The sequence below is a fragment of the Pseudomonas sp. S2_B10 genome, from assembly GCF_054668425.1.
Genome location: NZ_CP162768.1, coordinates 810,018 through 825,036, shown reverse-complemented (window position 1 = coordinate 825,036; position 15,019 = coordinate 810,018). Strand labels below are relative to the sequence as shown.

Here is a 15,019-nt window from a genome sequence, read left to right as displayed (position 1 = left end):
TAGAGTGAACAAGTCGGAACTGATTGATGCTATCGCTGCATCCGCTGATATCCCGAAAGCTGCTGCTGGCCGTGCGCTGGACGCTGTAATCGAATCCGTCACTGGCGCTCTGAAGGCTGGCGACTCCGTTGTTCTGGTTGGTTTCGGTACTTTCTCCGTGACCGACCGTCCGGCTCGTACCGGTCGCAACCCGCAAACTGGCAAGTCTCTGGAAATCCCGGCTGCCAAGAAGCCAGGTTTCAAAGCCGGTAAAGCGCTGAAAGAAGCTGTTAACTGAGTTTCCAGGTTTTTACCCATCCGGGTCGGGGTCAAGCCTGACTTGGCAGCGGAGCGGTAGAGCAGGTGGCTGGAACAGGCACCTGTAACGCCGGGATCGAGGGTTCGAGCCCTGTCCGCTCCGCCAGTTACGAGAAGGCGCATCCTCGGATGCGCCTTTCTTCTATCCGGATTCTACCCACGCTCCACGGTTGCCTAAATTGAAGTTCAACCGTTTCTGGGGGACGCATGCTGCAAAATATCAGGGACAATTCACAAGGCTGGATTGCCAAGACCATTATCGGGGTCATCGTTGCACTGATGGCCCTGACCGGTTTCGATGCCATTTTCCAGGCCACGACTCACAAGAACGAGGCGGCCAAGGTCAATGGTGACGAAATCAGCCAGAACGAGCTGAGCCAGGCCGTTGATATGCAACGCCGTCAGCTGATGCAACAGCTGGGCAAGGACTTCGATGCGTCCTTGCTCGACGAAAAAATGCTGCGCGAATCGGCGCTCAAAGGCCTGATCGACCGCAAGTTGCTGCTGCAAGGCGCCGAACAGGCGAAGTTCTCGTTCTCCGAAGCCGCGCTGGATCAAGTGATCCTGCAGACGCCTGAATTCCAGGTCGACGGCAAGTTCAGCTCCGAGCGCTTCGACCAGGTGATCCGTCAACTGGGCTACAGCCGCATGCAGTTCCGTCAGATGCTGGCTCAGGAAATGCTTATCGGCCAGTTGCGCGCTGGTGTTGCCGGCAGCGGTTTCGTCACCGACGCCGAAGTGCTGGCTTTTGCCCGTCTGGAAAAACAGACCCGTGATTTCGCCACTCTTAACGTCAAGGCCGACCCGGCTGCGGTCAAGCTGACCGATGACGAGGTCAAGGCTTACTACGACGAGCACGCCAAGGAATTCATGACGCCGGATCAGGTGATCATCGATTACGTCGAGCTGAAGAAATCGTCGTTCTTCGATCAGGTTGCGGTCAAGGATGAAGATCTTGAGGCGGCTTACCAGAAAGAGATCGCCAACCTGTCGGAACAGCGTCGTGCCGCGCACATCCTCATCGAAGTGAACGACAAGACTACCGAAGCGCAGGCAAAGGCGAAGATCGACGAAGTCCAGGCGCGTCTGGCCAAGGGCGAGAAGTTCGAAGCGTTGGCCAAGGAATTCTCGCAGGATCCGGGTTCCGCCAACAATGGTGGTGACCTTGGTTATGCCGGTCCTGGCGTTTACGACCCGGCTTTCGAAAAAGCGCTGTACTCCTTGTCGAAAGACCAGGTGTCCGAGCCGATTCGTACCGACTTCGGTTATCACCTGATCAAGCTGTTGGGCGTGGAAGCGCCTGAAGTGCCGACCCTGGCCAGCCTGAAAGACAAGCTGACCCGCGAGCTGAAAGCCGCTCAGGTCGAGCAGCGTTTTGTTGAGGCGACCAAACAACTGGAAGACTCGGCGTTCGAAGCTTCTGACCTGGCGCAGCCAGCAGCGGATCTGAAACTGACTGTGCACACTTCCAAGCCGTTCGGCCGTGAAGGTGGCGAAGGTGTTGCAGCCAACCGTGCCGTGGTCACTGCCGCGTTCAGTCCGGAAGTGATTGATGAAGGTGCCAACAGCACCGCCATCGAGCTGGACCCGGAAACCGTGATCGTGCTGCGGGCCAAGGAGCATCTCAAGCCTGCGCAATTGCCACTGGAAAGCGTGAGCGCGGCGATCCGCACTCAGTTGACCAAGGAGCATGCCAGTGCCGAGGCCAAGACCCGTGCCGAGAAGCTGATCGCTGATCTGCGCGACGGCAAGGCGCCGCTGGACAAGGCCATCGATGGCCAGAACTGGAAGATCACCGAAGCGGCCACCCGTGGTCAGGAAGGGGTTGATCCGGCTGTGCTGCAGGCACTGTTCCGTATGCCGAAGCCGGCTGCCAAGGACAAGCCGACGTTCTCCAGCGTTACCTTGCCGGATGGCAGCCTGATGGTGGTGCGCCTCAACGGTGTTAACGAAGCTGCTGCGCCTACTGATGAAGAGAAGGCGCAATATCGTCGCTTCCTGGCTTCCCGTGAAGGGCAGCAGGACTTTGCGGCGTATCGCAAGCAACTGGAAGCTGAGGCGAAGATCGAGCGGTTCTGATCTTTTGACTGACGTTTGAAGGAGCCCCGGCCTGATGGTCGGGGCTTTTTTGTTTTTGGTGGCTTGGCGGCCTTTGGGCCGGCCATGCTCTGGGTGGTTTGGGTGAATATCCGTTGCTGCGGGGGTTGCTGATTACGGTTCCGCCCTTACGGCGGGTCACCTTTTCCAAACGCCGAAAAGGTAACCGAAAAGGCTTGCTCCTACGTTCGGCCCTCGCAGGCTCGGGTTCCTTCGCTGCGGGATCGATCCGGGCGCAGCGGCTCCGGTTTGCTTCGCTGCACCTCCTTCCGCTGTGTCTGGCTGCGCCAGACGGTCGCTGCGCTCCCACGCCCGGATCAATCCCTCCACTCAGCCTTCCGACGTCGCCGGTGGATCAAAAGCAAGATCAGAAGCACTCGAGCTTGCGCTCATTGTTGAGTGGGGCGGCTTTGCCGCGGGCAGCTGCGCTGCTTTGCTTTTGCTTTTGTGGGAGCGAGCCTGCTCGCGAAGGCGGCTTGGCAGCCGACCTGATCTTGAGTTTTTACCTTTCTTTTGCTTTAGAACACGCCGGTCGGTTCTGGGGTGTTATGGCCGTCGAGCCGACAAGCCATGGCGAAATTGCGCGCGTTGATCGATCATTTGTCCACGCGGCTTTTTCCTGACGGCCATGACCGGTAAAGTTGTAACCGATTCTTGACACTATTCCATGCGCCATGGGGCAACGATCTGTTGCACAATACGCCCCGGACTGTTTTCCCTCAGGATGTTCAATGTTGATTTCCACTCCCATGCGTGTTGTCGGGCTGGCGCTGTTATTGACTGCGGTGGCCGGTTGTTCGAAGGACAAGCCGATCTATGAGCATGAGAACTTCGATGACTCCGGCACCTTTTCGCGCAATTACCCGGTAACCGACACCGCCAGTTGCGAAGCGGCCCGGCGCGCGTTGCTCAGTCAGGGCTACATCATTACCAGCAGTGATCCGAAGCTGGTCAGCGGGCACAAGAGCTTCCAGCAGACCGGCGAGACGCACCTCGAGATCAGCTTCAACGTGGTCTGCGCCGAAGATGGCAGCGCCGGGCATCATGCGACGGTGTTCGCCAACGCCTTGCAGGACCGTTATGCGCTGAAGAAGACCAACAACTCGGCCAGCCTCGGGGTTGGTGTGTTGGGCTCGGTGTCGATGCCGATCGGCTCCTCGGACGACTCGATGGTCAAGGTCGCCAGTGAGACGGTCATTGCGCAGAAGTTCTACGAGCGTTTCTTCACGCTGGTGGAGCAGTTCCTGCCCGCCGATGCGAAGAAAGCTGCACACATCGAAGAAAAGCCGAAAACCGATCTTGGTGTGCCAGAACCAAAAGCGGCACCTGCACCTGCGCCTCTGGCGCCGACACCTGCAGCGGAACCGGTCCCCGTGCCGGCTGCGGAAACTGCACCGGCCCCGGTTGAAACCGCGCCAGTGAGTTCCGAACCGATGGTGCCCCCAGCGGAGTCGACGCCGATTACGCCTGCGCCAGCGCCCGTGGAAGAGCCAGCGCCGGCCAGCGAAACCATCACTCCGCCGACCAACCCGGATATTCCGCCACCATCCGAGCCGATTCCGGCGATGCCGGCTTCGGGCCAATAAGAAACCAAGCGAAACCCTGTGGGAGCGAGCCTGCTCGCGAAGCGGTGTATCAGTCGACAGATGATTAGACTGACACACCGCTTCGCGAGCAGGCTCGCTCCCACAGTGGTTTTCGGGTTGGCTTAAAATCTGGTAACACACCTGCGGCATCATCGCCGCGATAAATCCCCAACCACCTGCTACGTTTTATTCATGAAGGCAGCGTTTCACTTTTCCTTCACACGGGCACTTTATGCTCGGGGCACAGGTCGATTGATCAGGCCATTTTCATAGCGAGCAGTTGGGGGATTCATACGATGGATGAGTATCAGGAAGAACTGCTCGAATACCAGGCCTTTGAACTGGATCAACCAGAGCCGGCTGACGACGCGACGGAACTCTGAGCTTCAGGCTCCCGAGCGGTAATTTCGTCGGGATTCGCCGGGCGTCTGCCCGCTCCAGCGCTTGAATGCGCGCTGGAAGGCTTCAGCTGAGGCGAAGCCCAGCAGGTAGGCGATTTCGCCGAATGCCAGTTCGGTGTCGCGGATGTAGGTCATCGCCAGGTCGCGGCGTGTGTCATTGAGGATCGCGCGAAATTGCGTGCCTTCCTCAGTGAGCTTGCGCCGCAAGGTCCAGGTCGGCAGTTTCAGGCGTGCCGCGACTTCTTCTAGATCCGGCTCGCGGCCGCCATTGAGCAGCGGGCCGAGCAATTGGGTGATGCGCTCGCGCAAACTGCGGGTGCGGGTCAGTTGTTCCAGCTCCCGCTCGCACAATTGCAGCAGATGTCGCCAGGTGCTCGGGCAGTGTTCAGGGTTGCGCAGGGCGAGGCTGCTCAGGCTCAGGCGCAGTTGGTTGCGCTCGGCGCTGAACTGGATCGGGCATTCACCGAGCATTGTGTAGGCGTCGCGGTAATCCGGCGCTTCGAATTCGATTTCGATTCGCTCGGCGCGTAACGTTTCGCCGCACAGGCTCGACAACTGATGCAGCCAGCCAGCGAGGATCGAGTCGACCACGAAGCGGTTATAGGTGTTGTACGGGCTGATCGAGTAGAAGCGCAGCCACGCACCGTTGGCGTCTTCGTGGAAACTGGACTGCCCGCGATAGTTCGAGCCGTAAAGCGGCTCGAAGCGCGTCAGGCAGCGGGCCGCTTCACGCACGGTGGGTGCTTGCGCCGCAGTGATGCCGGCCAGACCGGCCTGATTCAAGCGGATCATCCGGCCCATGCGCAGGCCCAGAGCCGGGTCGCCGGTGAGTTGAATCGCCGCATGGCCGAGGCGCATGTAACGCGGGATCGACAAGCGCGCCCCGGCCTCGGCCAGTCGCGCGGCATCAAGGCCATATTGTTCAAGCAGAGGCAGCGGATCGACGTCGTGGCTGCGCACGGCGTCGGCCAGACTATGGACGAAACCCACCGACAGATCCCCGAGGCGCATCGGCTGCGGCTTCATGGTTTACAGCCAGACGTTCAGCAAGCGCGCACCACGGGCCTCGCCATCGGCGAACTGCTGGCCGTTGCTGCTGAGGAAGCTTGTGCCGGTACTCGACTTGTCCCAGAACTGCCCGCGCATGAACACACTGACGCCGGCAATCGCGCGGCTGCTCGGTGGTTGTGCGGTGAGGGTCAATCGGTGCCAGGCCTGACCTTCGCTGAGGTCGCCGGGCTTGAGGCTGACCGAGCCCGGCGTGCTCGAGCCCTTGTAGCCACGCCATGGCTTGTCCCAGGCGCCTTGGCCGATAACCTGCGCCGGCACGGCCACCAGTTGCGCGCCTTGCTCATCGAGGGTGCGGTAGTTGCCGGGGTACCAGCTGTCACTGCCGATCAGGATGCCCAGGCGTCCGGCCGGTGTGTCGACGACCTGTATGGCGTGTTTGTCTTCGGCTTGAATCACACCTTGCTGATCAAAGATCGGATGCATCTGCCGCTGCGGCTGGCCCAACGGTACGCCGTCGCGACCAAACACCACGCTGCTGTTGAACAGGGCGCCGCTGCCGGGCTTGAGCCGGCCGTCGCGGATGCTTGGCTCCGGCAGCACGATGGAACCGGCCACCAGGGTGACCTGGAACTCCTTGGCCAGACCGCCGAACAGCGCCTGGTAATCCTTGGCCATGGCCTTCGCTTTCATCCGCAGATAAGCGTCATCCAGGCGTTGCTCGCCCTTGGCCCGCAGCCACGCTCGGGCAAACAGGAGTGGATTGCTCGCCGCCAGCCAGTTCATTGCCTCCGCCAGCGTTGGCGCCTGATACAACTCGTCTTTCTCGCCGCTGATCATCAGCCAGGTGCCGACGTGCTCGGGCAACACCACCACGGTTTTTTCGTTGAGCAAGCCTTGATCGCGGGCCTGCTGCAGATACGCCGCGAGCTTGCGGTGCAGGCGTGCGGAGCTTTGGTAATCGGTGGAGAACAGTTCGGGCTGGATGCCGAGCAGATTGCCACGGTCGCCGGGCGTGCCCTGATTGACGGCGAGCTTGATGCGCAGGTCCGACAGGTAATGTCCCGCCGGCCGGTCTGCCGCCCACATGGCGTAGGTGGTCAGGGCGGCAACGAGGGCCATGGAGAAAAACAGATACAGAAGTTTGCGCATGAAAACCAACAACAACCGGGTACAGGATGTGCCGACTAGGGTAGGGCCCATGGCCCGGGTTGCCAAGGGGCGCTGCGCATTTGGATCAATAACTTGTCAGTTACGGTCATTGAGTGACAGCGGTGCGACTCTTAGTCTGTCGAACATGACTGACGGGGGACGCAGAGCTCCCGCAACTTTTCCGTGATCGCTCGTTGTGGAGTTACCGATGACCGCCGCTCATTACCCGCATCTGCTGGCCCCGCTGGACCTGGGATTCACCACGCTGCGCAACCGTACCCTGATGGGCTCGATGCACACTGGCCTTGAAGAAAAGCCGGGTGGCTTCGAGCGCATGGCGGCGTACTTCGCCGAACGTGCCCGTGGCGGTGTCGGCCTGATGGTCACTGGCGGCATCGGCCCGAATGACGAGGGCGGGGTGTATTCCGGCGCGGCCAAGCTCACAACTGAAGAAGAGGCGCTCAAGCACCGCATCGTCACCCGCGCGGTGCACGAGGCGGGCGGCAAGATCTGCATGCAGATTCTTCACGCCGGGCGTTACGCCTACAGCCCGAAACAAGTAGCACCGAGCGCGATTCAGGCGCCGATCAACCCGTTCAAGCCCAAAGAGCTGGACGAAGAGGGCATCGAAAAGCAGATCAGCGATTTCGTCACCTGCTCGGTATTGGCGCAAACCGCCGAATACGACGGCGTCGAGATCATGGGCTCGGAAGGTTACTTCATTAACCAGTTCCTCGCCGCGCACACGAATCACCGCACCGACCGCTGGGGTGGCAGCTACGAAAACCGCATGCGCCTGCCGGTAGAAATTGTCCGTCGTGTGCGCGAAGCGGTCGGGCCGAATTTCATTATCATCTTCCGCCTGTCGATGCTCGATCTGGTCGAAGGTGGCAGCACCTGGGATGAAATCGTCATGCTGGCCAAAGCCATCGAGCAGGCCGGTGCGACCATCATCAACACTGGTATCGGCTGGCACGAAGCGCGGATTCCGACCATCGCCACCAAGGTGCCGCGTGCAGCGTTCAGCAAGGTTACGGCCAAGTTGCGCGGCTCGGTGAGCATCCCGCTGATCACGACCAACCGCATCAATACCCCGGAAATTGCCGAGCAGATTCTTGCCGAGGGCGATGCCGACATGGTCTCCATGGCCCGACCATTCCTCGCCGATCCGGATTTCGTCAACAAAGCCGCCGAAGGCCGCGCCGACGAAATCAACACCTGCATCGGCTGCAACCAGGCGTGCCTCGACCACACCTTTGGCGGCAAGCTCACCAGTTGCCTGGTCAACCCGCGCGCCTGCCACGAAACCGAACTCAATTACCTGCCGGTGCAGCAGATCAAGAAAATCGCCGTGGTCGGTGCCGGCCCTGCAGGCTTGTCTGCCGCCACCGTGGCCGCCGAGCGCGGTCATCAGGTGACGTTGTTCGATTCGGCCAGTGAGATCGGTGGCCAGTTCAACATTGCCAAGCGCGTGCCGGGCAAGGAGGAATTTTTCGAAACCCTGCGCTACTTCAACCGCAAGCTGCAAACCACCAATGTCGAGGTGTGCCTGAACACCCGCGTCGACGTGGCCAAGTTGGTTGAGGGCGGCTACGACGAAATCATTCTCGCCACCGGTATCGCCCCGCGCGTGCCGGCGATTCCGGGCATCGAAAATGCCAAGGTGCTGAGTTATCTGGATGTGATCCTCGAGCGCAAACCGGTCGGCAAGCGTGTCGCGGTAATCGGTGCAGGCGGGATCGGTTTCGATGTCTCGGAATTTCTCGTTCATCAAGGCGTGGCCACCAGTCTGGATCGCGCGGCGTTCTGGAAAGAGTGGGGCATCGACACGCAACTGGAGGCCCGTGGTGGTGTGGCGGGAATCAAAGCGGCACCGCATGCGCCGGCCCGTGAGGTGTTCCTGTTGCAGCGCAAGAAAACCAAGGTTGGCGACGGTCTGGGCAAAACCACCGGCTGGATACACCGCACCGGTCTGAAGAACAAGCAGGTGCAGATGCTCAACAGCGTCGAATACCTGAGCATCGATGACCAAGGCTTGCACATTCGCATCGGCGAAAGTGGTGAGCCGCAACTGCTGGCAGTGGACAACATCGTGATCTGCGCGGGGCAGGATCCGTTGCGTGAGTTGCACGATGGTCTGGTTGAAGCCGGGCAGAACGTGCACTTGATCGGCGGCGCGGATGTGGCGGCGGAGCTGGATGCCAAGCGCGCGATCAATCAGGGCTCGCGGCTGGCGGCTGAGTTGTAAGCACATTCCGTAGGAGCTGCCGAAGGCTGCGATCTGTTGATCCTGATTTCCAAAGCAAGATCAAAAGATCGCAGCCTGCGGCAGCTCCTACTAGTATGTGGTCTTTTCCAGATTGTGCAGTGCCCATGCTTTTGCCTCCCTCCAACTGGCTACCCCCGGCCCCTCTCGAACCGCTCCATCTGGACTGGCTGGCAGACGCCGGCATCGAGGTCGCGATCCTGCGCCTGGACCGCATCGACCCGCTGATCAGCGGCAACAAGTGGTTCAAACTCGTCGAACACCTCAAAGCCGCCGAGCGTGCCGGCGCCGAGGGTATCATCAGCCTCGGCGGTGCACATTCCAATCACCTGCACGCGCTGGCGGCGGCGGGCAAACGGCTGGGTTTCAAAACCGTGGGACTGCTGCGCGGGCACCCGCAGGACACGCCGACAGTGCGGGATCTGCAAGCGTTCGGCATGCAGTTGCATTGGCTGGGTTACGCCGGCTATCGCGCGCGGCACGAAGCGGGATTCTGGACGCCATGGCAAGCGCAATATCCGACGCTGCGTGCAGTGCCCGAGGGCGGTGGTGGACTGGCCGGCGCACTGGGTTGCGCAGCGATCAGGCAGCAAGCCGAAGAGCAATTGGCCAAGCTGGGCTGGGATGATTTCGACGCCTGGTGGCTGGCCTGTGGCACCGGCACGACACTGGCCGGGCTGGCGCTCGCCGAGCAAGGCAAGCGCGCGGTGTACGGTGCTCTGGCGGTACCGGATGATCACGGCGTAGCGCCGAACATCGAGTCGATCCTCGCGCCCGCCACCGAGCATGCGGCGGGCTATCAACTGATCGACGCCAGCCGTGGTGGTTTCGCCAAAGTTGACGAGGCGTTGCTGACCTTCATCGATCAGACCGAGCAAACCAGCGGCATCCCTTTGGAACCGCTGTACACCGGCAAGGCCTTGCTGGCGCTCAAGCAGCATGTCGAAGCAGGCGAATTTGCCATCGGCACGCGTCTGATCTTTATCCACACGGGGGGCTTGCAGGGGCGACGCGGATTTGCAATGACATAGCCGATGGACGCGATCAGTACATGCCAGCGTTTCGGCGTAATGATATTTGCAACACACAAAAGTCTTATTTGTACGGTTTATTATTTCTGCTTATTTAAAGTTGTTGGTGTGCGTTGAACTGTGGGCGTAACTCTATGTTGCTTATATCTTGTAGGTTCTTTTGGTTTGAATAGTTTGTTGTGCGTGATTATTGTTGGTTCGGCTCTTTAGTTTGTTATTAAAGATCATAATTATATTTGTAAATTTGAGTGTGAATATGAAAAGTCCGATCTCCAAGCCTCGCCCCACTACCACTACACCAAAGCCAGTGGCGCCAACCAAACCCGTAGCACCGACCAAACCCGTAGCACCGACCAAACCAGTGGCACCAACCAAGCCAGTAGCACCAACCAAACCGGTAGCGCCGACCAAGCCGGTAGCGCCGACCAAGCCGGTAGCGCCAACCAAGCCAGTAGCACCAACCAAACCGGTAGCGCCGACCAAGCCAGTGGCACCAACCAAACCGGTAGCGCCGACCAAGCCAGTGGCGCCAACCAAGCCAGTAGCACCGACCAAACCAGTGGCGCCAACCAAACCGGTAGCCCCAACCAAACCAGTGGCGCCGACCGCACCAGTAGCGCCGGTCGATACCAAGCGTCCGCCAATGCCATGGCCGACCCTTAACATCAACATCGATCCGGTGGCCTTGATTACGCTGATTCAAACACTCGGTGCGACCGTCAATGTCGATGGTTCGACCACACTGCCTGACGGTAGCGTGGTTGACGTTGATAAGACTTCGATCAAGCGTCCCGACGGCATCATTCAATATGACGACGGCCGGGTAGAGTATCCGGACGGGCGAATCGTATGGTCTGATAATACCGTTGAATATCCGGATGGCCGTATTGTCTGGGAAGATGGTACTGAACAATTGCCTGACGGAAGCGTTAAACATCCCGATGGTAGTGCGTACGACGCAGAGGGCAACCTTGTTTCAGAGTAAGTAATAACCGGGCAATATATTTATTTAAGACAGTGCAAAAAAACACCGCTGATTGTCATGGATCAGCGGTGTTCCGGTTATCGGCCTCAGGCGTTTTGCGGCATCTCACCGTTGGCCAGACGCTTGTTGATGTCGGCGATCACTTCCGGCAGATCGATGATGGTGTCGATCATGTAATGCGGCCGCGAACTTGCGAACAGCGCGTGGATGCGCTGGCGCTCGCTGGCCAGTTCATCGCTGCCCAGCGCGCGGAAACCCTCATAATCCAGACCCAGCGCGTTGCCCGAGCAAATCAGCGCAACCGTCCACATGCCGGCCCGGCGACCTTCGAGAATGCCCGGCACGGTGTCGTCGATCTTCACGCACGCTGCAACATCGTCGATGCCCAGAGCGATCACGTTGGCCAACGCTTGCGCCGGCCATGGACGACCGTTTGGCACTTCGTCGGTGGCGACCACGTGGTCGGCGACGTAGCCGTTGCTGGCGGCGAGTTCGACGACTTTGTCCATGACCGCTTTCGGGTAACCGGAGCAGGAACCGATCTTGATGCCTTGTGCGCGCAGTTGGGCGATGGCGTCCAGCGCGCCGGGAATCAGTGCCGAGTGCTCGGCGATTTTCTCGATCTGCAACGGCATGAAGCGGTTGTAGATAGCGGTGACGTCATCGTCGGTCGGCGTGCGACCGAATACCTTGCGATAACGCTCCGCCACTTGCGGCTGATCACAGAGGGTGCGGATGTGATCCCACTTGCCCATGCCCATCGGCCCACGGGCCTCTTCAATCGACACCTGCACATCGAACTCGGCGAAGGCTTCGACGAAGATCTGCGTCGGCGCGAACGAGCCGAAATCGACCACGGTACCGGCCCAGTCGAGGATCGCGGCTTGCAGCTTGCTTGGATTGGTGTAGTTCATGGCAATCAATTCCTGATTTGAAAATGAGATCAAAATGTGGGAGCGAGCCTGCTCGCGAAAGCGGTCTGACATCAGCGTATGTGTCGCCTGGGACGACGCTTTCGCGAGCAGGCTCGCTCCCACAGGGGATTTTTGGTGAGGCTCAGATATCGAGCACTTCCATCTCGCGCAGCACTTCACCTACTGCTGCTACGGCCTGGCGCATTTCGTCCGGGGTGACGTGGCCGATGCAGCCGACGCGGAAAGTTTCGACCTGGGTCAGCTTGCCGGGGTAGAGGATGTAACCCTTGGCCTTGACCCGCTCATAGAAGTCCTTGAACTGGTAGCGCGGATCCTGCGGGGCATGGAAAGTGGCGATGATCGGCGCCTGAATCGCCGCCGGCAGGAAGCTGCGCAAGCCGAGCTTGTTCATCTCTTCCATCAGCGCCTGACAGTTGGCGGCATAACGCGCATGCCGCGCCGGCAGACCGCCTTCTTCGCGGTATTGCAGCAACGCTTCGTGCAGCGCCGCGACCACATGGGTGGGCGGGGTGAAGCGCCATTGCCCGGTTTTCATCATGTAGGCGTGCTGGTCGTACAGGTCCATCGCCAGCGAGTGCGAGTTGCCAGCCGCGGCGGCCAGCGATTCCTTGCGGGCGAAGACAAAACCCATCCCCGGTACGCCTTCCAGGCATTTGCCGGAAGCGGCAATGAGCGCGTCGAATGGCACTTTTTGCGCATCCACCGGCAACGCGCCGAATGAGCTCATGGCGTCGATGATCAGACGTTTGCCGTGTTGCGCGACGACCTCGGCGATTTCTGCCAGCGGATTGAGAATGCCGGTGCTGGTTTCGCAGTGGATCAGCGCCACGTGGGTGATGTCAGCGTCGGCGCGCAGCAAACGGTCGACGTCGGCGGCGGTGGTCGGTTCGTCTTCCGCGGTTTCGAAGGTGCTGAACGAGCGGCCGAGCACTTCGCAGATCTTCGCCAGGCGCTTGCCGTAAGCGCCGTTGATCAGCACGAGGATTTTGCCATCACGCGGTACCAACGTGCCGATCGCCGCTTCGACAGCGAACGTGCCGCTGCCCTGTAACGGTACGCAATGGTGGCTGGCGGCGCCGTTGAGGATGGCCAGCAATTGCTCGCACAGGCTGGCGGTCAGCTGGTTGAAGCGGTCATCCCACGAACCCCAGTCGACCATCATGGCCTGACGGGTGCGGGCCGAAGTGGTCAACGGGCCGGGAGTGAGCAGAATCGGTGCGGCGGTACTCATTCGGGTGTCCTCGCGAAAACGCTGTGGGATGAAGCTACGGGGCCTACGTTGCAATTCGCCGCTGCATCAATCAAATTGTTTGTTGTTATGCCAGCCATCAGTGAGGGTTATCCATGAATCTGTTTCAGCTGCGCGCCTTCGATGCCGTGGCCCGCGAAGGCAGCTTCACCCGCGCGGCTGCGCGGTTGTTCATCAGCCAGCCGGCGGTCACCGGACACATCAAGGCACTGGAAGAGCACTACCAGATCACCTTGCTGCGGCGCACCGCGCGACGGGTGGAACTGACCGAGGAGGGCACCAAACTGGCGGCGATCACCCGCGCCATGTTCGGTCTGGCGGAAGAAGCGCAGACGCTGCTCGAGGCCAATCGGCAATTGTTGACCGGGCGTCTGGAGGTGGCGGCGGATGGGCCGCACATGGTCATGCCGATGCTGGCAAGTTTGCGCGCGCGCTATCCGGGGATCACCGTCAACCTGCGTCTGGGCAATGCCCAGGAAACCCTGGCGGCGCTGTTGTCGGAACACGCCGATGTCGCGGTGCTGACCGAGGTCGAGCCGCGCAAGGGCCTGCATCTGCAAGCGCTGAGCGAATCGCGGATCTGCGCGTTGGTGCCGGCGGGGCATCGCTGGGCGAATCGCTCCGCTGACGTGAAACTCAAGGAGCTGGACCAAGTGATCATGGTCCTGCGCGAGCCGAGTTCGATTACCCGGCGCACTTTTGATCAAGCGTGTGCGCAGGCCTCGATTCAGCCGCGGGTGTTGCTGGAGCTGGACAGTCGCGAGGCGGTGACCGAAGCGGTCGCGGCCGAGTTGGGTGTCGGTGTGGTGTCATCGGTGGAGGTCAGTCATGACCCGCGCGTGGTGGCGATCCCGATTGCCGGGGAAGGGCTGGTGAACCGGCACATGATTGGCTGCATGGAGCGCCGGCGCGAGTTGCGCTTGATTCAGGCGTTTTTTGATCTGGCGCTAGCCGCACCGTGATCGTTCCCACGCTCTGCGTGGGAACGCAGCCCGGGACGCTCTGCGTCCCATCCAAAGCCGAACGCGGAGCGTCCGTTGAGGCATTCCCACGCAGAGCGTGGGAACGATCAGGACAGGGAGTGAGTCAGGTCAGGCTCTCGCGAACCATATCGAGAAACGTCGCCACCACCCGCCGCGAACTCTGTTCGCGCAAGCACACCAGGGTTTCGGTCAGGCGCCTCGTGCAGTCGGTGATCGGCAACGCGCAGACCCGTGAGTCGGCGCCGAACTCCGCCGCTGAAACCACACCAACCCCGATCCCCACCACCACGGCTTCGCGCGCCGCTTCCCGACCTTCAACCTGAATCGCCGGGCGGATGCGCAAACCTGCGCGGGCCATTTCCTCTTCCAGGGTCTGCCGGGTCACCGAACCGATCTCTCGCAGCACCAGTGGCGTGTCATCCAGATCGGCCAGACAGATCGATTCGCGCTCGGCCCACGGATGATTGCGCGAAACGAACGCCACCATCGGATCGTTGCGCAACGGCACACACAGCAAGCGTTCATCGGTTACGTCGCGGCCGAGCAGCGCCAGATCGGCCTGATAGTTGAACAGGCGAAACAGCGATTCATCGGTATTGCCGGTCTCGATTTTCACGCTGATGCCCGGGTAGCGCTCGCAGAACCGTGCGATCTGCGGCAACACGTGGATCGGCGCGTCCACCGCGAGAATCAGGCTGCCGGTCTGCAGGGCCTGGGATTCCTGCAGCAATTCCTGCGCTTCGGCTTCGATCACGAACAGGCGCTGGGTGATCGCCAGCAGGCGCTCGCCGAGATCGGTCAGGCGTACGGAACGTTTATTGCGGTGAAACAGCAGCACGCCGAAGCGTTCTTCGAGTTTGCGTACCTGGTCGGAAATCGCCGGTTGCGTCAGATAAAGCCGCTCGGCGGCGCGGGTGAAACTGCCATGGACGGCCACCGCGTGGAACGCTTTGAGTTGGGCGTGAGAGACGGACATGGTGGCTCCAGTAACAAGCTCGGCTTATGTGTGAAATACGATAAATCGATTTT

At 60.5% G+C, this 15,019-nt stretch carries 12 protein-coding genes; 7 read left to right on the top strand and 5 right to left on the bottom strand.

Annotated features, from left to right (window positions below):
* Positions 1–4: 4 nt before the first annotated feature.
* From AB4O45_RS03490 to AB4O45_RS03480, 3 genes are all read left to right on the top strand, one after another.
* Positions 5–277: an HU family DNA-binding protein gene (locus tag AB4O45_RS03490; RefSeq protein WP_016775333.1), complete on the top strand. Its 273-nt coding sequence runs from the start codon at positions 5–7 to the stop codon at positions 275–277.
* 227 nt (positions 278–504) lie between these two features.
* A complete protein-coding gene (locus tag AB4O45_RS03485; RefSeq protein ID WP_236168547.1) occupies positions 505–2,376 on the top strand; it encodes a SurA N-terminal domain-containing protein in 1,872 nt (623 codons plus the stop codon).
* Between the two features lie 749 nt (positions 2,377–3,125).
* The gene (locus AB4O45_RS03480; protein WP_252886453.1) at positions 3,126–3,980 is read left to right on the top strand and encodes a DUF2242 domain-containing protein; all 855 of its coding nucleotides are present in this window, start codon (positions 3,126–3,128) and stop codon (positions 3,978–3,980) included.
* A gap of 386 nt (positions 3,981–4,366) precedes the next feature.
* On the opposite strand, the gene AB4O45_RS03475 is transcribed toward AB4O45_RS03480, so the two are convergent.
* Together AB4O45_RS03475 and AB4O45_RS03470 are read right to left on the bottom strand one after the other, a co-directional pair.
* Positions 4,367–5,407: an AraC family transcriptional regulator gene (locus tag AB4O45_RS03475; protein WP_150634906.1), complete on the bottom strand. Its 1,041-nt coding sequence runs from the start codon at positions 5,405–5,407 to the stop codon at positions 4,367–4,369.
* 3 nt (positions 5,408–5,410) lie between these two features.
* The gene (locus tag AB4O45_RS03470; protein WP_460161072.1) at positions 5,411–6,541 is read right to left on the bottom strand and encodes a nitrilase-related carbon-nitrogen hydrolase; all 1,131 of its coding nucleotides are present in this window, start codon (positions 6,539–6,541) and stop codon (positions 5,411–5,413) included.
* A 208-nt stretch (positions 6,542–6,749) separates the two neighbouring features.
* On the opposite strand from AB4O45_RS03470, the gene AB4O45_RS03465 reads away from it, so the two are divergent.
* The 3 genes from AB4O45_RS03465 to AB4O45_RS03455 all read left to right on the top strand — a co-directional run bounded on the left by AB4O45_RS03465 (position 6,750) and on the right by AB4O45_RS03455 (position 10,823).
* Positions 6,750–8,789 (top strand): NADPH-dependent 2,4-dienoyl-CoA reductase, encoded by a 2,040-nt coding sequence (locus AB4O45_RS03465; RefSeq protein WP_056788766.1) that lies wholly within the window; start codon positions 6,750–6,752, stop codon positions 8,787–8,789.
* 125 nt (positions 8,790–8,914) lie between these two features.
* Positions 8,915–9,838, top strand: a complete 924-nt coding sequence (locus AB4O45_RS03460; protein ID WP_460161071.1) for a 1-aminocyclopropane-1-carboxylate deaminase/D-cysteine desulfhydrase — start codon at positions 8,915–8,917, stop codon at positions 9,836–9,838.
* 307 nt (positions 9,839–10,145) lie between these two features.
* Positions 10,146–10,823, top strand: coding sequence for a hypothetical protein (locus tag AB4O45_RS03455; protein WP_310217000.1), 678 nt, complete (start codon positions 10,146–10,148; stop codon positions 10,821–10,823).
* Positions 10,824–10,909: 86 nt separating this feature from the next.
* Here AB4O45_RS03455 and phnX read toward each other — a convergent pair whose 3' ends face one another.
* Positions 10,910–11,737, bottom strand: coding sequence for a phosphonoacetaldehyde hydrolase (gene phnX, locus AB4O45_RS03450; RefSeq protein ID WP_460095059.1), 828 nt, complete (start codon positions 11,735–11,737; stop codon positions 10,910–10,912).
* A 142-nt stretch (positions 11,738–11,879) separates the two neighbouring features.
* Positions 11,880–12,989, bottom strand: a complete 1,110-nt coding sequence (locus tag AB4O45_RS03445; protein WP_041477138.1) for a 2-aminoethylphosphonate--pyruvate transaminase — start codon at positions 12,987–12,989, stop codon at positions 11,880–11,882.
* A 113-nt stretch (positions 12,990–13,102) separates the two neighbouring features.
* On the opposite strand from AB4O45_RS03445, the gene AB4O45_RS03440 reads away from it, so the two are divergent.
* A complete protein-coding gene (locus AB4O45_RS03440; RefSeq protein ID WP_323621053.1) occupies positions 13,103–13,969 on the top strand; it encodes a LysR substrate-binding domain-containing protein in 867 nt (288 codons plus the stop codon).
* A 124-nt stretch (positions 13,970–14,093) separates the two neighbouring features.
* Here AB4O45_RS03440 and AB4O45_RS03435 read toward each other — a convergent pair whose 3' ends face one another.
* Positions 14,094–14,966, bottom strand: coding sequence for a LysR family transcriptional regulator (locus tag AB4O45_RS03435; RefSeq protein ID WP_024013451.1), 873 nt, complete (start codon positions 14,964–14,966; stop codon positions 14,094–14,096).
* Between the last annotated feature and the right edge of the window lie 53 nt (positions 14,967–15,019).